This is a genomic window from Streptomyces sp. NPDC102279, assembly GCF_044766365.1.
Taxonomy (GTDB): Bacteria; Actinomycetota; Actinomycetes; order Streptomycetales; family Streptomycetaceae; genus Streptomyces.
In genome coordinates this window covers 131,123-147,827 of sequence record NZ_JBIWLU010000009.1, presented here as the reverse complement: position 1 = coordinate 147,827, position 16,705 = coordinate 131,123, and the positions used below count along the sequence as shown (strand labels likewise).

The 16,705-nt window shown below is 72.0% G+C and carries 14 protein-coding genes and 1 pseudogene; 6 read left to right on the top strand and 9 right to left on the bottom strand.

What is annotated here, in order from left to right:
* Positions 1-51: 51 nt before the first annotated feature.
* Positions 52-765, bottom strand: coding sequence for a TetR family transcriptional regulator (locus ACIRQH_RS23980; RefSeq protein ID WP_358815323.1), 714 nt, complete (start codon positions 763-765; stop codon positions 52-54).
* Between the two features lie 238 nt (positions 766-1,003).
* On the opposite strand from ACIRQH_RS23980, the gene ACIRQH_RS23975 reads away from it, so the two are divergent.
* The 3 genes from ACIRQH_RS23975 to ACIRQH_RS23965 are packed head-to-tail and all read left to right on the top strand — an operon-like array spanning position 1,004 to position 4,325.
* On the top strand, positions 1,004-2,485 hold the full coding sequence (locus tag ACIRQH_RS23975) for a glycosyltransferase family 4 protein (RefSeq protein ID WP_404226965.1): 1,482 nt from the start codon (positions 1,004-1,006) through the stop codon (positions 2,483-2,485).
* Entirely contained in the window at positions 2,479-3,252 is a 774-nt protein-coding gene (locus tag ACIRQH_RS23970) for a class I SAM-dependent methyltransferase (RefSeq protein WP_388864859.1), read from the top strand. The genes ACIRQH_RS23975 and ACIRQH_RS23970 overlap by 7 nt, the downstream gene beginning before the upstream one ends.
* Positions 3,249-4,325 carry a prenyltransferase/squalene oxidase repeat-containing protein gene (locus tag ACIRQH_RS23965; protein WP_358815320.1) on the top strand — a complete coding sequence of 359 codons (1,077 nt, stop codon included), beginning with the start codon at positions 3,249-3,251 and terminating at the stop codon, positions 4,323-4,325. Before ACIRQH_RS23970 ends, ACIRQH_RS23965 begins: the two co-directional genes overlap by 4 nt.
* A 58-nt stretch (positions 4,326-4,383) precedes the next feature.
* On the opposite strand, the gene ACIRQH_RS23960 is transcribed toward ACIRQH_RS23965, so the two are convergent.
* A complete protein-coding gene (locus ACIRQH_RS23960; protein ID WP_081216966.1) occupies positions 4,384-4,677 on the bottom strand; it encodes a hypothetical protein in 294 nt (97 codons plus the stop codon).
* 161 nt (positions 4,678-4,838) lie between these two features.
* Between ACIRQH_RS23960 and ACIRQH_RS23955 the strand changes: the two genes are divergently transcribed.
* A complete protein-coding gene (locus ACIRQH_RS23955; protein WP_358815319.1) occupies positions 4,839-5,402 on the top strand; it encodes a hypothetical protein in 564 nt (187 codons plus the stop codon).
* Between the two features lie 30 nt (positions 5,403-5,432).
* On the opposite strand, the gene ACIRQH_RS23950 is transcribed toward ACIRQH_RS23955, so the two are convergent.
* The 7 genes and pseudogenes from ACIRQH_RS23950 to ACIRQH_RS23920 form a co-directional block, all read right to left on the bottom strand.
* The gene (locus ACIRQH_RS23950; RefSeq protein ID WP_388929887.1) at positions 5,433-6,443 is read right to left on the bottom strand and encodes an LLM class F420-dependent oxidoreductase; all 1,011 of its coding nucleotides are present in this window, start codon (positions 6,441-6,443) and stop codon (positions 5,433-5,435) included.
* A gap of 113 nt (positions 6,444-6,556) precedes the next feature.
* Positions 6,557-7,336 (bottom strand): hypothetical protein, encoded by a 780-nt coding sequence (locus tag ACIRQH_RS23945; protein WP_404226964.1) that lies wholly within the window; start codon positions 7,334-7,336, stop codon positions 6,557-6,559.
* Positions 7,337-7,542: 206 nt separating this feature from the next.
* Positions 7,543-8,520 (bottom strand): N-acetylmuramoyl-L-alanine amidase, encoded by a 978-nt coding sequence (locus ACIRQH_RS23940; RefSeq protein WP_388864866.1) that lies wholly within the window; start codon positions 8,518-8,520, stop codon positions 7,543-7,545.
* A 103-nt stretch (positions 8,521-8,623) separates the two neighbouring features.
* Positions 8,624-9,475: a helix-turn-helix domain-containing protein gene (locus tag ACIRQH_RS23935; protein WP_404226963.1), complete on the bottom strand. Its 852-nt coding sequence runs from the start codon at positions 9,473-9,475 to the stop codon at positions 8,624-8,626.
* Positions 9,476-9,498: 23 nt separating this feature from the next.
* A pseudogene (locus ACIRQH_RS23930) lies at positions 9,499-9,828 on the bottom strand (DUF6879 family protein); the annotation flags it as partial.
* Between the two features lie 423 nt (positions 9,829-10,251).
* On the bottom strand, positions 10,252-10,902 hold the full coding sequence (locus tag ACIRQH_RS23925; RefSeq protein ID WP_404226962.1) for a class I SAM-dependent methyltransferase: 651 nt from the start codon (positions 10,900-10,902) through the stop codon (positions 10,252-10,254).
* A 138-nt stretch (positions 10,903-11,040) separates the two neighbouring features.
* Positions 11,041-12,786, bottom strand: coding sequence for an MFS transporter (locus ACIRQH_RS23920; protein WP_388864877.1), 1,746 nt, complete (start codon positions 12,784-12,786; stop codon positions 11,041-11,043).
* Positions 12,787-13,089: 303 nt separating this feature from the next.
* Between ACIRQH_RS23920 and ACIRQH_RS23915 the strand changes: the two genes are divergently transcribed.
* Both ACIRQH_RS23915 and ACIRQH_RS23910 read left to right on the top strand, forming a co-directional pair.
* Positions 13,090-15,381, top strand: a complete 2,292-nt coding sequence (locus tag ACIRQH_RS23915; RefSeq protein WP_404226961.1) for an acyl-CoA dehydrogenase — start codon at positions 13,090-13,092, stop codon at positions 15,379-15,381.
* 13 nt (positions 15,382-15,394) lie between these two features.
* Positions 15,395-16,615: a lipid-transfer protein gene (locus ACIRQH_RS23910; RefSeq protein ID WP_404226960.1), complete on the top strand. Its 1,221-nt coding sequence runs from the start codon at positions 15,395-15,397 to the stop codon at positions 16,613-16,615.
* Positions 16,616-16,705: the final 90 nt, after the last annotated feature.

The following is a 16,705-nucleotide window of genomic DNA, read 5'->3' as shown; positions in this document are numbered from 1 at the left end:
CGGAAGGGGGCGCCGGTGGCCCGCACGGTCCCGCGTGCGGACGACCGGTCCCTACCGTTCCTCCGGGGCCGTCAGGTCGATCAGGCGGCAGACCGTTTCGATGTCTATCTTGACCTGGGCGATCGAGGCGCGGCCGGAGAGCCAGGTGATCAGGGCCGAGTGCCAGGTGTGCTCGATGACGCGGACCGCGGAGAGCTGCGCCGGGGTCGGGTCGTCGAGGCCCATCGCGTCCAGGATGATCACCGTGGTCTGCCGGGACACCTGGTCGACCTCGGGGCTGACGCTGCGGTCGGCGAAGGTGAGCGCGCGGACCATGGCGTCGGCGAGGTGCGGCTCGCGCTGCAGGGCGCGGAACGCCCGCATCAGGGTCTCCGCCACCCGCTCCGCGGCGCTCTCCCCGGCCGGCGGCCGCTTGCGCAGCGTTCCGTGCATGTGCTCCAACTGGTCCTGCATCGTGGCGACCAGCAGATGCACCTTCGAGGGGAAGTACCGGTACAGCGTGCCGAGGGCGACCTGCGAGGACTCCGCGACCTCGCGCATCTGCACGGCGTCGAAGCCGCCCCGGCTGGCCAGCTGCGCGCTCGCGTGCAGGATCCGGCGGCGGCGCGCCTCCTGCCGCTCGGTGAGCGGCGGGGACGCGGGGCGGGAGGTGACGTGCGGGGTGGTGTGCGCGGGCGAGTGCCGCGCACCGGAGGGCGTGGCAGGCGTGCCGGCCCCCGGCGCCGGTCGCGCGTTCTTCGAGTCCGCCTTGGCTTCCGCAGACATGGGTCCGTTCCGTGACATCAGCTAGGGAGCGAGGAGTCGGCACGGCAGGACCGTCCGCCGCGCCGCGGACCAGCCGACCCCGCCGCGCGGTCGTGGCGTGAATCACCTGATCCACCGCTCACAGTGGCGCTACCTGCCGGTAGATTCAATGCTCCTTGAACGATCAAGTCTGAAACTTGTTCTAGATTAGCGTCCCGGCGTAATCTCGCGGGAATGTGCAGGGAGAAGGGGGCCGGAAGTGACCGCTGAGGCCATGGAGGCGGGCCCCGGAGAGGGCGCGGCAGCCGACGGGGAACAACCCCTGAGCATCGCGCTCCTCACGTACAAGGGAAACCCGTTCTGCGGCGGCCAGGGTGTGTACGTACGGCACCTCTCGCGCGAACTCGCCCGTCTCGGGCACCGCGTCGAGGTCATCGGCTCGCAGCCCTACCCCGTCCTCGACGAGGGCCTGCCCGACCTGAGCCTCACCGAACTGCCCAGCCTCGACCTCTACCGCCAGCCCGATCCCTTCCGCACCCCGGCGCGCGACGAGTACCGGGACTGGATCGACGCCGTCGAGGTCGGCACCATGTGGACCGGCGGTTTCCCCGAGCCGCTGACCTTCTCGCTGCGCGTCCGCCGTCATCTGCGGTCCCGTCAGGGCGAGTTCGACGTCGTCCACGACAACCAGACGCTCGGGTACGGCCTGTTGGGTGACGTCGGCGCCCCGCTGGTGACGACGATCCACCACCCCATCACCGTCGACCGGCAGTTGGAACTGGACGCCGCCGAGGGCTGGAAGCGCCGCGCGTCCGTCCGCCGCTGGTACGGCTTCACCCGGATGCAGAAGCGCGTCGCGCGCCGCCTCCCGTCGGTGCTCACCGTCTCCGGCACCTCCCGCCAGGAGATCGTCGAGCACCTGCGCGTCGAGCGGGACCGCATCCACGTCGTCCACATCGGCGCGGACACCGACCTTTTCTCGCCGGATCCGTCCGTGCCCCAGGTGCCCGGCCGCATCGTCACCACCTCCAGCGCGGACGTGCCGCTCAAGGGCCTGGTGTTCCTCGTCGAGGCGCTCGCGAAGGTCCGCGCCGAACACCCCGGCGCCCACCTCGTCGTCGTCGGCCGACGCGCCGAGGACGGCCCGGTCGCCCAGGCCATCGAGCGCTACGGTCTCGACGGCGCCGTCGAGTTCGTCAAGGGCATCTCCGACGCCGAGCTCGTCGACCTCGTCCGCTCGGCCGAAGTCGCCTGCGTGCCCTCCCTGTACGAGGGCTTCTCGCTGCCCGCCGCCGAGGCGATGGCCACCGGCACGCCGCTGGTGGCCACCACCGGCGGCGCGATCCCGGAGGTCGCGGGCGCCGACGGCGAGACGTGCCTCGCCGTCCCGCCCGGCGACTCGGGCGCCCTTGCGGCCGCCCTGAGCCGGCTCCTCGGCGACGTCCCGCTGCGCACGCGGCTCGGCGCCGCAGGGCGCGCGCGGGTCCTGGAACGCTTCACCTGGGCCCGGGCCGCCGAGGGCACGGTGGCGCACTACCGCGCGGCCATCGCGCTCTCCGCACCCCGGCCCCCGGCCCGCCGGGCGGCCCCCGCGGTGACGCCGGCCGCGGCCCCCGTCCCGTCCGTCGCCGCGGACACCGGGCGCGCGGCCGTCCCGGACACCGGGCCCGCCGACGCCGCGTCACAGACCTCCGCCACCGAACCCGTTGCAGCCAACCGCGAAAGCAGGGCCACGTGCTGACCGTCGACTTCTCCCGGTTCCCGCTCGCCCCGGGCGACCGTGTCCTGGACCTCGGATGCGGAGCCGGCCGGCACGCGTTCGAGTGCTACCGGCGCGGCGCCCAGGTCGTGGCGCTGGATCAGAACGGTGAGGAGATCCGCGAGGTCGCTAAGTGGTTCGCGGCGATGAAGGAGGCCGGCGAGGCGCCCGCCGGGGCGACCGCCACGGCGATGGAGGGCGACGCGCTCGCGCTGCCCTTCCCGGACGAGTCCTTCGACGTCGTCATCATCTCCGAGGTCATGGAGCACATCCCGGACGACAAGGGCGTCCTCGCCGAGATGGTCCGCGTGCTCAGGCCGGGCGGCCGGATCGCCATCACCGTCCCGCGCTACGGGCCGGAGAAGGTCTGCTGGTCCCTGTCCGACGCCTACCACGAGGTCGAGGGCGGCCACATCCGCATCTACAAGGCGGACGAACTGCTCGCCAAGATCCGCGAGGCGGGACTGCGGCCCTACGGCTCCCACCACGCGCACGCCCTGCACTCGCCCTACTGGTGGCTCAAGTGCGCGTTCGGCGTGGACAACGACAAGGCGCTGCCCGTGCGGGCGTACCACAAGCTCCTGGTCTGGGACATCATGAAGAAACCGCTGGCCACCCGGGTCGCCGAACAGGCACTGAACCCGCTGATCGGCAAGAGCTTCGTGGCGTACGCGACCAAGCCCCACCTCCCGCGCCTCACCGGCGCGTCGGACACCGGCGCGACCACCCCCGAGGCGGACGCCACGTGACCACTCCCCGGACAGAACACCTCGTCCTGCCCGGGGTCCTCACCGCGGAGGAGGCCGCCGTCACCGTGCGCGGCATCCTCGCGGTGCAGCGCCCCGACGGAGCCATCCCGTGGTTCCGCGGCCACCACCTCGACCCGTGGGACCACACCGAGGCGGCCATGGCGCTCGACGCGGCCGGGGAGCACGAGGCCGCCGAGCGCGCCTACGCGTGGCTGGCCCGGCACCAGAACGATGACGGATCCTGGTACGCGGCCTACGCCGACGGGACGTTCGACGACGTCACCGACCGCGGCCGGGAGACCAACTTCTGCGCGTACATCGCGGTCGGCGTCTGGCACCACTACCTCGCCACCGGCGACGACGTGTTCCTGGACCGGATGTGGCCCGCCGTCCACGCGGCCGTCGAGTTCGTGCTGCGGCTCCAGCAGCCCGGCGGACAGATCGGCTGGAAGCGCGAGGACGACGGGACGGCCGTCGACGACGCGCTGCTGACCGGGAGTTCGTCGATCCACCACGCACTTCGCTGTGCGCTCGCCATCGCCGAACAGCTCGAAGAGCCGCAACCCGACTGGGAGTTGGCGGCAGGAGCGCTGCGTCACGCGATCCGGTTCCATCCGGAGCGGTTCCTCGACAAGGACCGCTACTCCATGGACTGGTACTACCCGGTGCTCGGCGGCGCGGTGACCGGCGCCGAGGCCACGTCACGTATCGAGGAGGGCTGGGACCGCTTCGTGGTGCCCGGCTTCGGGGTGCGGTGCGTAGTCCCCAACCCGTGGGTGACCGGCGGCGAATCGGCCGAACTCGCCCTCGCCCTCTGGGTGGTGGGCGAGTCCGACCGTGCCTTGGAGATCCTTCAGTCCATCCAGCACCTGCGCGATCCGAAGACCGGCCTGTACTGGACGGGGTACGTCTACGAGGACCGGGCCGTCTGGCCCGAGGAACTCACCACCTGGACGGCGGGCTCCGTGCTGCTGGCGGTCGCCGCACTGGGCGGCGACGAACCCACCTGCGCCGTCTTCAGCGGTGAACGCCTGCCGACGGGACTGGACCCCGACTGCTGCGTCCGGGCCTGACCGGCGGATCAGGCCCGGGACCCGCTGGACATCCGGACCCTCCGGATGTCCCCGGTCGTCAGTGCCGGTGCATGCGGTTCGCGACCGCGTGGCCCACGAACAGGTAGACGACGGCGGCGAGACCGTAGCCGGCGACGACACGCGCCCACTGCTCGTCGAAGGTGAACAGGTCACGCGACCAGCCGGCCAGCCAGCTTGCCGCGTCGTGGATGAACTGCACGAGGTCGTTGCCACGGTTGGCATCGAGCAGATACATCAGAATCCAGAGACCGAGGATGACGGCCATAACATCCGCGACGATCGCGATGACCGTCCCCGCAGAATTCGAGCCGTTGCGATATCGAGGGGACATGACCAGCGTGTTGCCCGCCCTTGCCGAATGAAACCCGAACGGGTTCGGTCAAGTGGCGCACGTGTGCGAACCGGGTGAGGCTGCCGTGGAGAGCCGTGTCGCCCCGGGACCGGGGAGGACCGGCGGACCAGGGAGAACCGTTCCCCCACCCGGAGGATCCCGTGCCCGTACCCGTACGGCGCCTGTTCGTGGCGCTGACCCTCTGCTGTGCCCTGATCGGCGGTGCCACCGCCTGTGGCGGCGGCAGTTCCTCGCAGGACACCGCGGCCGTCGTCCCCGCGAAGGGCACACCCACGCCGACGACCTCCGCCGAGAAGCAGAAGTTCGCCAAGACCCGTTTCGTGGCGAACGCGGGGTTCGCGGCAGGCGCGACCTACCAGTGGATCGTCAAGCCGTACAAGGCGGGCAAGTTCAAGAAGGGCGCCAAGGGGCGCAGGCTCGCCCTGGTCAAGGCCGGACTCGCGGGCGCCTTCGCGTACAACCGCCTCAAGGCCGCCTCGAACAACGCCAAGGGCGACCCCACGCTCGCCAAGGCCGTCGCCCCGCTCACCGCGGGCATCGACGCCCTGAAGGGCCTGCCGGCCAAGCTCCGCAAGGGCGACTCCACCGACTCCGTCGCGAACTCCTTCGACGACATCATCAACAAGGTGAAGGACGCCGGTAAGAGCGCGGGTGCCGAGGTCAAGGACAAGGTGCCGTCGGCGTCGCAGCTCAGCGGCGGCTGACCGTCCCGGGTCCGTCCTCCCCCCGCCCGCCTAGGAGTTGAGCTCGGCGAGCACCCGGAGGGTGTGGGGGTCCGGGGACAGGACCAGCAGGTCGGTCACCGGGCCCTTGCGCCACGACTCCAGCCGCTCGGCGATGCGTTCACGCGGTCCGACGAGCGAGATCTCGTCCGCGAAGGCGTCCGGCACGGCCATCACGGCCTCCTCGCGGCGCCCTTCGAGGAAGAGCCGCTGGATCCTGCGGGCCTCCTCCTCGAACCCCATCCGGGCCATCAGGTCGGCGTGGAAGTTGTGGGCCGCGTGCCCCATTCCGCCGATGTAGAAGCCGAGCATCGCCTTGACCGGCAGCAGCCCCTCGGCCACGTCGTCGCAGACCCGCGCGCGGGCCATCGGCGCCACCAGGAAGTCCTCGGGCAGGTCGTCGAGCGCGGCCCCGTACGCCTGCGGGCGGTTCGGCGCCCAGTACAGCGGCAGCCACCCGTCCGCGATCCGGGTCGTCTGCGCCACGTTCTTCGGGCCCTCGGCACCGAGCAGGACGGGCAGGTCGGCCCGGAGCGGATGCGTGATGGGCTTCAGCGCCTTGCCGAGGCCCGTGCCGTCCGCTCCCCGGTACGGGTGCGAGTGGAAGCGCCCGTCCAGTTCCACCGGGCCCTCGCGCCGCAGGACCTGGCGTACGACGTCGACGTACTCCCGGGTCGCGGTGAGCGGCGACTTCGGGAACGGCCGCCCGTACCAGCCCTCGACGACCTGAGGACCCGACAGGCCGAGGCCGAGCATCATGCGTCCGCCGGACAGATGGTCGAGGGTGAGCGCGTGCATCGCGGTGGTCGTGGGGGAGCGGGCGGCCATCTGCGCGACGGCGGTGCCCAGCCGGATGCGCGAGGTCCGTGCCGCGATCCAGGTGAGTGGAGTGAACGCGTCCGAGCCCCACGACTCCGCCGTCCACACCGAGTGGTAGCCGAGCCGCTCCGCCTCCTGGGCGAGCGGCACATGGTCCGCCGAGGGGCCGCGCCCCCAGTAGCCGAGCGCGAGACCGAGCCGCATATCGCCTCCAGAGCAAGCATCCTGACGGACCGTCAGTTCACAGGTGCTGCGACTGTACGACAACGGCCCCCCGCCGGAAAGGGCGAGGGGCCGGTGCGAGGGCGAGGCGATGGTCAGCCGCGCTGGATCCCCGACGTGTCCTGGAGGACGCCACGGCGGCCGTCCTGTGTCTGCGCCACCAGGGTCGCACCGCGCTGCTCGACGGCCAGGTACCAGGTGCCCGGCGCCAGTTCGGCGATCGGCGCCTGCGCGCCGTCCTCCGAGAACAGCGGCCGCGCGACCGGCACGGCGAACCAGAACGGCGAGAAGTCCTGGGAGGGCTGCTGCTGCGGCGGCGGAGTCGACGACTGCGGCTGCGGCTGGCTCGGCTGTCCGCCGAACGGCTGCCCGGGCTGCCCCGGCTGCGCGCCGTAGGGCTGACCGGGCTGCCCCGGCTGACCGGCGCCCGGGTACCCGTAACCACCCTGCGGCTGACCGCCGTAGGGCAGAGGGGCGGCGGGCTTGGGCGCGCCGACCAGGGCGGCCTGGAGCGGCGGGAGCAGCGGGGTCGCCACGGCCGCGCCGGCGAGGACGAGGGCGGCGATGAACCCGAGGATGGTCCCGGCTGCGGCATTGGCGCTGTCCGGAACGTCCACCAGCGTCCAGAACATGATCCACGCGACGAGGACCGTGAAGGCCACGCCGACCGTGCCCAGGTCGAGACCGGCGACCTTGCGCTGCTGCGGCAGGCAGCGGTTGACGATGATCAGGGCGGCACCGATGACACCGCCCATGTAGACGCCGAGACCGGTGCCGAGGCTGTCCCATGCGGTCTGGTCGAAGTTGTACCCGGAAACGGAGTAGAGCTTCAGGAACGACGCGATGAACAGCAACACCGCTGCTCCGATCACCACGCCGTCGCCTCGAGTGAGGGAGCGGATATTCACTTCAGGTCCTTCGTCAGTCGTCTCGTCATCGGTGGAGGCATCGCTGTTCACCGTGTCGCCGTCATGGTGTCGCCGTCGGGTCCCTGTGTGCAGCGCGGGGGCGGCCCCTCATCGTACGGACGACACTATCGCCCGCCCTATGGGGGTGTCCGCCGGGTTGGACGCGTCGATCACTACCCGTGCAGGAAGCTCACGATTCCCTCAGAGATCCCCCGTGCCGCCTTCTGTCGCCAGGCGCCACTGGTGAGCAGCGCGGCATCCTTGCTATCGCGCATGTTGCCGCACTCGATGAACACCTTCGGAACCGTTGACAGATTGAGACCGCCGAGGTCCGTCCGCACGTCGAGACCGGTGCCGTCGCCGATGTAGTTGGAGGGGGCGCTTCCCGTCTCGCGGACGAAGAGGCCCGCGATGCGCTCGCCCAGTTCGCGCGAGGACGTGACGATCGGGCGGGTGTCGGCGCCGCCCGCGTGCACGGACCCCGGGAGGATCACGTGGAACCCGCGGTTGCCGGACGCCGAGCCGTCGGCGTGGACGGAGACGACCGCGTCCGCGTGCGCCTTGTTGCCGATCCGGGCCCGCTCGTCGACGCAGGGGCCCCAGGAGCGGTCGCCGTCCTGGGTCAACTTCACCGTGGCGCCCTCGTGTTCGAGGATCGTCCGCATCCGGTTCGCCACGTCGAGGGTGAAGATGGCCTCCGCGTAACCCGCGTTGGTCGACGTCCCTGTCGTGTCGCACTCCTTGCGGTTCGTGCCGATGTCCACCTTGCGGTTGATCTCGGACGTGTGCTGGAAGTTGCCGGGGTTGTGCCCCGGGTCGATCACGACGACCTTGCCCTTGAGGGGGCCGGAACCGGCGGGCTTCGCGCCGGAGGCCGACGGGGACGGCTTCGGGGACTTCCCCGGTCTGCCGTCGTCCCGCGCGGTCGCTGAGGCGGAACCCGCCGCGGAGGGGGCGCCGGAGCCGGGCGCCGAGGACGACGTGGCGGGGGCGGCCCGGTCGGACCCGCCGCCCGAGTCGTTCCCCACGGCCAGCCACACCAGCCAGCCGGCCAGTGCGCCCGGGACGAGCGCGGCGATCGCGACGGTGAGGGGTCCGCGCCGGAAACGGCGCGGCTGGGGCGGATCGAAGTCAGGGCCTACGTACGACACGTCAGCCACCTTAAGGGCCGTACGTGTACTCCGCGGACTCCTTCACGTCACAGCTGGTCCGGCGTCGGCGCGCACGGGACATCTCCGAGGCGTGACCGTGCGCTCAGCGCAGGGCGTCGATGGCCTTCACGATCAGAGCCCGGGCGTCGGCCCCGTACACGGCCATGGCGCGCAGCTGCTCGAACGCCTTCAGGTACAGGGCGATCTCGGACGGCTGGGTGATCTGGACGCGCGCGGCGAGCAATTCCACCGACACCAGGCTCTCGTCGTACACGTGGAACACCTCGTGCGGCCACATGGGGCGCGACCGTCGTGCGCTCGGGATGATGCCCAGCGACACCGAGGGCAGGGCGCCCGCGGTGAGCAGGTAGCCGAGCTGGGCGGCCATCGCCTCCTGGTCACCCAGTTGGTAGTGGAGCACCGGTTCCTCGATGACCATCACGAACCGGTGCCCGGGTTCATGGATGACGCGGGACCGGTCGAGGCGCGCTGCCACGGCGTCTGCGACGTCATCGAGGACGTCGCGGAACCGCATGATCGAGGACAGCAGGCCCGCGGCGTATCCCTCGGTCTGGAGCAGGCCGGGGACCAGGGTCGGTGAGTAGACCCTGAACAACTGCGTCGACTTGAACAGGGGAACGTAGCTGTTCTGCAGCTGCCTCAGCCCTGTGCGGACCTGCCGCCGCCAGTCCATGTACATGGACTCGGCGGATCGGGACTGGGCGATGATGTCGTCGGCCTGCCCGCCGGCGTCGCAGGCGCCGCACCAGCGGCGGATGTCGTCGGCCGAGGGAGGAGTGCGCGCCCCCTCGATCCGGTACGTCTTCGGATGGCTCCAGCCGCAGCGTGAGGCCAGCTCAGGCCCGGTGATCCCCGCGTCGGCGCGCAGTTCTTTCAGGCGGCCGGCGACTGCTTCGCGGGCGGCCTGGGCCGAGGAGGACGGAGAGACGGGCATGAGCCGGCTTGGTCACCTTCGCGCTAGTTGATCTTGTAGTGGTCGTGCGGGGTGCCGCGTTCCCACACTGTCTCGAAGGCGTCGGCGCAGAGCCTGGCGGCGGCCGGGTCCTCGCTGATCTCGCCGCCCGCGGAGGCTCCCTCGCCGGTGAAGTGGTTCCACCGGATCAGACGTCCGTCGATCAGCCAGAAGTCGTTGCCGGGCAGGGCGATGTCCGAGGCCCGACGGCGCGACAGCCACCGCACCTGTTCGCCTGCGGCGATGTTGCACGGCGGGACCACCCGGGACATCCGTCTGATCCACATCGAGCAGCCGGGCTCCGGTCCTGGCACCGGCCGCCGGCGCTTCGCCTGTCACCCGTGCCAGATCGAGCACGGCCTCGTGCCGCTCGCCGACCGGCCATGAGGGACGAGGAGAAGACGCCGGAGTGCGGTCTCGGCGAACACGCGATGTGCGACGGCCCCGGCGACGTCCGACGTACGGGAGCGCCCTCCTGGGAGGCGCCGCTCCTCACGGTCCGGTGCCGATGCTCATGTCACGGCGACAGCGCCCGGGCCGCCCGCGTCTCCCCGGGAGGAGTCCCGTGAGCGGAGTGAGCCCGGCCCGCCTGAACAGCCGGGCGTGCGGCTACTGCTGGGCCGAGCACCCGCGCGGAGCCTTCACTGTTGTCTCCCGCCCGGGCACGCGGGCACGCGTTGACACCCGTACACGACGGCGAGCGGGCAGCTCCGCCGGGCGCGAGCGTCGCGGTGAGCGGTGTCGTGGCTGCGCGCCGCTCAGATCCCCGCCCCGGTCCGCCGCAGGACCCGCAGTGAGTCCGTGGCCGCGAGCTCGGTGAACGCGCCCGACTCCAGGGCCCGGAGGTAGACGCGGTACGGGGCCTGGCCGGTGAACTCGTCGACGGGGTCCGGGAACACGTCGTGGATGACCAGGAGGCCGCCCTCGGCGACATGGGGTGCCCAGCCCTCGTAGTCCCCGCTCGCGTGCTCGTCGGTGTGGCCGCCGTCGACGAAGACGAGAGCGAGGGGCGTGCGCCAGAACGCGGCGATCTGCGGCGAGCGGCCGACCAGCGCGACGACGTGGTCCTCCAGGCCGGCCCGGTGCAGGGTCCGGCGGAAGGTGGGCAGCGTGTCCATGCGCCCGATCTCCGGGTCGACCGTCGACGGGTCGTGGTACTCCCAGCCCGGCTGCTGTTCCTCGCTGCCCCGGTGGTGGTCCACCGTGATGGCGGTCACGTCGGCCTCACGTGCCGCGTCGGCGAGCAGGATCGTCGAGCGGCCGCAATAGGTGCCGACCTCCAGGAGCGGCAGCCCGAGCCGTCCGGCCTCGGCGGCGGCCTCGTACAGCGCGAGCCCCTCGGCCGTCGGCATGAACCCCTTCGCGGCCTCGAAGGCGGCGAGGATCTCGGGCTTGGGTGCCGCGGGCATGGGGGTCCTCCATCGGTGCGAACGGCGTCAACGGTGCGAACTTCGCGAGCGGTGCAAGCGAAAGGCCGCCCCATCGTGCACCACACCCCCGCCGCGTGGGCGACGGGGGTGTGCGTGATCACGTACGGAGGAGCGGGGTCAGGCCGTGACGCCCGCGCTCTCGCCGGGCAGCGCCAGGTCGAGGTCGACCGGCCGGTCGTCGCCCGCGTGCGACGCCGACGAGGCGAGCGGGCCGTGGCCCGCGGCCCGGGCGGCGAGCACGTACGCGCCCTGCGCCGGGACGGCGAGTGCGTAGCCGCCGTTCTCGTCGGAGAGGGTGGCGCCCGCCTGCCGGCCGCGCCGGTCGATCAGGGTCACCTTGGCGCGGGCGACCGGGTCGCCGGCCGCGTTCAGGACCCGGCCGCGGAAGCCGCCGAGCACCTCGTGCGCCCGCTCCAGTGCGGCGTCCTCCTCGCTGCTCGCGCGCAGCTGCGGCGCGGAGGCCTGACGCTGGCGGGGCAGGAAGAGCGCCATGACCAGACCGACCGCGACGGCACCGGTGGCGATCATGAACGACACGCGGAAGCCGTGCATGGTCGGGATCGTGGCGCCGCCGACGTGGTTCGCCGTGTTGGCGAGCACCATGCCGATGACGGCGCTCGACACGGACGTGCCGATGGAACGCATCAGGGTGTTCAGGCCGTTCGCCGCACCCGTCTCCGAGGCCGGGACGGAGCCGATGATCAGGGCGGGCAGCGAGGAGTAGGCGAGGCCGATGCCCGCGCCGAGGACCACGGCGATGACCAGGGACTGCCAGGCGGCGCTCATCAGTCCGAGACCGGCGCCGTAGCCGATCCCGATGATCACCATGCCGAGGATGAGGGTGACCTTGGGGCCGTACTTCGCCGACAGCCGCGCGTACACGGGCGCCGTGACCATCATCGTCAGGCCGAGCGGCATCACGAGCAGACCCGCGCTCACCATCGACTGGCCGAGGCCGTAGCCGGTGGACTTCGGGAGCTGGAGCAGCTGGGGCAGGACGAGGGAGACGACGTAGAAGGAGACGCCGACCATGATCGAGGCGAGGTTGGTGAAGAGGACCGCCGGGCGGGCCGTGGTGCGCAGGTCGACGAGCGGGGCCTTCAGGCGCAGCTCCATCACGCCCCACAGCAGCAGGACGGCGGCGGACGCGCCGAACAGGCCGAGCGTGGTGGGCGCGGTCCAGCCCCAGTCGCTGCCCTTGGTGATCGGCAGCAGGAAGAGCACGAGCCCGATGGACAGGCCTATCGCGCCGAGCACGTCGAAGGTGCCCTTGGCCCGCATCGGGGACTCCGGCACGACGAGGAGGGTGAGACCGATGGAGAGGACGCCGAGGCCGGCGGCGCCGTAGAAGAGGGCGTGCCAGTTGGCGTGCTGGGCGACGAGGGCCGCGGCGGGCAGGGCGAGACCGCCGCCGACGCCGATCGAGGAACTCATCAGCGCCATCGCGGAGCCGAGCTTCTCGCGGGGGAGCAGGTCGCGCATCAGGCCGATGCCCAGCGGGATCGCGCCCATCGCGAAGCCCTGGAGCGAACGGCCCACGATCATCGGCAGCAGGGTGCTGGTCAGCGCGCTGACCAGGGCGCCGACCACCATGATGGACAGGCTGGTCAGCAGCATGCGCCGTTTGCCGAAGAGGTCGCCGAGGCGGCCCATGATCGGGGTGGCAACGGCGCCCGCGAGCAGGGTCGAGGTCAGGACCCAGGTGGCGTTGCTGGGCGATGTTCCCAGCAGTGCCGGCAGGTCCTTGATGACCGGGACGAGCAGGGTCTGCATCACCGCGACAACGATGCCCGCGAACGCGAGCACCGGCACGGTCGCGCCGCTCTGCCTCCGCGCGGGCTGGTCGGTCGTCGTGTGCGTCATTGCGTGGGGCCTCCAGGCCGTAAGAAAGCGAGCGCTCAGAAGTAGAGGTGAAGTGAAAAGGGGTGATCCGTGCGGATTCGAGGGACGGTCGGTCGGGCTGATCCATGCGGATGCGGGGACGTCGGTCGGCTGATCCGTGCGGGATACGTGCAAGGAGAACCCGGTGTGCCCGGGCAACTATTCCGATGCTTCGGCGTACTAACGAATTCTTGACCGTTCCATGGGGATCTGACCTACCGTCAGAATGGAACGTGTTCTAGTCTGGCGCGGATCCACGCACCTTGGGCCGTCGGGGAGGCACGCATGGGCATCGCGATCACGCCGGAACAGCGGGAGCTGGCCGAGGCCGTCCGCGGCTGGATCGCCCGCGCCGTGCCACCCGAGGAGGTCCGCAAACTCCTCGACGCCCCGGGCGCCGGGCGGCCGCCGTTCTGGGACGCGCTCGCCGCCCAGGGGCTGCTCGCGGTGCACCTTCCCGAGGCGTACGGAGGGGGCGGCGGCGACCTCCTCGACCTCGCCGTGGTCGTGGAGGAGGCCGCGCGGGCGGCACTGCCGGGTCCCTTCCTCGCGAGCGTCCTCGCCGCGGCGGTTCTCGCGTCGGCCGTCCCGACGTCCGCGGCTCCGGCCGCGGCGGCTGCCCCCGGCGAGGGCGACCGGGCGGCGAGCGGGCACCGCGATCTCGTACGGGCCCTGGCGTGCGGGGAGCGCGTCGGGGCCGTCGCGTTCGGCGCCGGTTCCCTGACCGCCGTCGCCGCCGCCGGCGGCGGATACGTGCTCGACGGCGTCGCACCCCCCGTACTGTCCGGCGCCGACGCGGACGTCCTGGTGCTCGCGGCATCCGTCGCGAACGGCGGGCCCGCCGGGCCTCCGGAGACGGGTGAAGCGGAGACGCGCGATCCGGGGGCCGGCGAAGAGGCAGGGTCCGGGAGCGCGCTCGTCCGCCTGGTCGTCGACGCCCAGGATCTCGTCGTACGGCCGCACGAGAGCGCCGATCCGACGCGGGGGACCGCCGAGGTGCGCGCCCAGGGGGTCCGCGTCGGCGCCGACCGTGTGCTCGCGGCGACCCCGTCGACGGTCCGGGACCTCACCGCCGTCGTCCTCGCCGCGGACGCCTGCGGTACCGCCGCGTGGGCGCTGGACACGGCGGCCGGGCACGCCCGGGTCCGCGAACAGTTCGGCCGCCCCATCGGACGGTTCCAGGGCGTGAAGCACCTGTGCGCCGGCATGCTCGTCCGGCTGGAGCAGGCCCGGGCCCTCACCTGGGACGCGGCACGCGCCGTACGGGAACCGTCCCCCGTACGGGAACTGGTGGCATCCCTCGCCGCGGGCACCGCCCTCGACGCCGCCCTCACCTGCGCCGAGGACTGCGTCCAGATCCTCGGCGGCATCGGGTTCACCTGGGAGCACGACGCCCACCTGTATCTGCGCCGGGCCCTGGTGGCGCGACAGCTGTACGGGGCCGGGAGCGGACACCTGCGCCGGGCCGCGCGGCTCGCCCGGGACGGCGTACGACGGGAACTGCGCCTCGAACTCCCGCCGGAGGCCGACAGGTACCGGTCCGAGGCGCGCCGGGTGATCGACCCGGTGCGCGGTCTCGACCCCGCGGCGGTACGCCGCTCGCTGGCGCCCACCGGCTACGCCGCCCCGCACCTGCCCCCGCCGTACGGACTCGGCGCGGGGCCCGTCCGGCAGCTCGCCGTGCAGCAGGAGCTGGCGGCGGCGGGCGTACGGATCAGCGACCTCGGGATCGCCACCTGGGTCGTGCCGTCCCTCATCGCCTACGGGACCGCCTCCCAGCAGGAGCGCTATCTGTTGCCCACGCTGCGCGGCGACCTGCTGTGGTGCCAGCTCTTCTCGGAACCGGACGCCGGCTCCGACCTCGCCTCGCTGCGCACCCGCGCCGAACGCACCGCGGACGGCCGGTGGCGGATCAACGGACAGAAGGTGTGGACGAGCGCGGCGCAGTGGGCCGACCACGGCATCCTGCTCGCCCGGACGAACCCGGACGCGCCCAAGCACCGGGGGCTCACCTACTTCCTCGTCGACATGAAGACCGCGGCCGGCATCGACGTCCGACCGCTGAAGGAGATCACCGGGGACTCCCTGTTCAACGAGGTCTACTTCGACGACGTCCTGCTGCCCGCGGACGCGGTCGTCGGCGAGGTCGACGACGGCTGGCGGGTCGCCCGCAACACGCTCGGCAACGAACGCGTGCACATGGCCGACCAGTTGACCTTCGACACGGGCTTGGAGGCGCTGATCCGGGCCGACACCGACGGAGCCCGGCTGGGCACCCTCCTCGCCGAGGCGCATGCCCTGGCCTGCATCGGGCTGCGCACCACACTCCAGCGGGTGTCCGGCACCGAACCGGGTGCGGGCGCCTCCGTGCGGAAGCTGGTGCAGACCGCCCACCAGCAGCGGGTCGCCGAACTCGCCCTCGAACTCCTGGGACCCGAAGGCGCGTCGTGCGAGGGCCCCGGCGAACGGGCCGTCCACGGATTCCTGCTCTCCCGCTGCCTGACGATCGCCGGCGGTACCACGCAGGTCCAGCTCAACGTCGTAGCCGAACGCATCCTCGGCCTGCCACGAGACTAGGAGAGCCACTGCCATGACCGCCAAGACCGCCAGGACCGCTGTGAAGTCGTACGTCGTCGGGGTCGGCACGACCCGGTTCGAGAAGCCCGAGACCCGGGACTGGCAGTACTGGGACATGGTCCGCGAGGCCGGTTCCGGCGCCCTCGCGGACGCGGGGATCGCCTACACCGATGTGGAACAGGTCCCCGTCGGCTACTGCTTCCAGGCCTCCACCGCCGGCCAGCGCGCCGCCTACGAACTCGGCCTGACCGGCGTGCCCGTGTACAACGTGAACAACAACTGCGCGACCGGCGCGAGTGTGTTGATGCTCGCGCGGCAGTTCGTCGAGGGCGGCCTCGCGGACTGCGTCCTCGCGCTGGGCTTCGAGAAGATGAAGCGCGGCGCTCTCGGATCGGGCGCGGACGGCGGGGACTTCTCGACCTCTCCCGTCGCCCGCCACTACGGGATCATGGCCGCCCGGCACGGCTTCGAGATGACCCCGCCCACCGCGCAGATCTTCGGCGACGCGGCCCGTGAGCACATGGAGCGGTACGGCACCACGGAGGCCCAGCTCGCCGCCGTCGGCGCCAAGAACCACCGGCACTCGGCGCACAACCCGCACGCCCAGTTCCAGGACGTGTACTCGGTCGACGAGATCCTCGCCGCCCGGACCGTGCACCGCCCGCTGACCAAGCTCCAGTGCTCGCCCACCTCGGACGGGGCCGCCGCCGCGGTCGTCGTGTCCGAACGGTTCGTCGACCGGCACGGGCTCGGGGACAGGGCCGTCGAGATCGTCGCGCAGGCGATGACCACCGACACCGAGGAGTCCTTCGCCTCCGGCTCCTGCATCGACGTCGTCGGCCTGCCGATGTCCCGCGACGCCGCGCGCCAGGTCTACGAACGCTCCGGACTCGGCATCGAGGACGTGGACGTCGTCGAACTCCACGACTGCTTCTCCATCAACGAGCTGCTGACGTACGAAGCGCTCGGCATGTGCGAGGAAGGCGAGTCGGGCGAACTCGTCGAGTCGGGCGCGACGACGTACGGCGGACGCTGGGTGGTGAACCCCTCGGGCGGTCTGATCTCCAAGGGGCATCCGCTGGGCGCGACCGGCATCGCCCAGGTCGCCGAACTCGTCCGGCAGTTGCGGGGCGAGGCGGCGGCCCGCCAGGTGCCGGGCGCGCGCGTCGGACTCGCCCACAACATCGGCCTGGGCGGCGCGGCCGTGGTCACCCTGCTCCGCACGGGAACCTGAACCCGCCCCCGCACACCGCTCCGGGTCCTAGGTCCCGCGGCGCACACCCCGCTGCGCCGAAATCCCGATGCCAGGAGCATCCGCCGGTTG

Bases quoted from the DNA above. Each gene is read 5' to 3' on its own strand.
- ACIRQH_RS23915 (WP_404226961.1), top strand. From the start codon at position 13,090: ATGGGCATCGCGATCACGCCGGAACAGCGGGAGCTGGCCGAGGCCGTC.
- ACIRQH_RS23920 (WP_388864877.1), bottom strand. From the start codon at position 12,786: ATGACGCACACGACGACCGACCAGCCCGCGCGGAGGCAGAGCGGCGCG.
- ACIRQH_RS23980 (WP_358815323.1), bottom strand. From the start codon at position 765: ATGTCTGCGGAAGCCAAGGCGGACTCGAAGAACGCGCGACCGGCGCCG.
- ACIRQH_RS23910 (WP_404226960.1), top strand. From the start codon at position 15,395: ATGACCGCCAAGACCGCCAGGACCGCTGTGAAGTCGTACGTCGTCGGG.
- ACIRQH_RS23925 (WP_404226962.1), bottom strand. From the start codon at position 10,902: ATGCCCGCGGCACCCAAGCCCGAGATCCTCGCCGCCTTCGAGGCCGCG.
- ACIRQH_RS23935 (WP_404226963.1), bottom strand. From the start codon at position 9,475: ATGCCCGTCTCTCCGTCCTCCTCGGCCCAGGCCGCCCGCGAAGCAGTC.
- ACIRQH_RS23950 (WP_388929887.1), bottom strand. From the start codon at position 6,443: ATGCGGCTCGGTCTCGCGCTCGGCTACTGGGGGCGCGGCCCCTCGGCG.
- ACIRQH_RS23960 (WP_081216966.1), bottom strand. From the start codon at position 4,677: ATGTCCCCTCGATATCGCAACGGCTCGAATTCTGCGGGGACGGTCATC.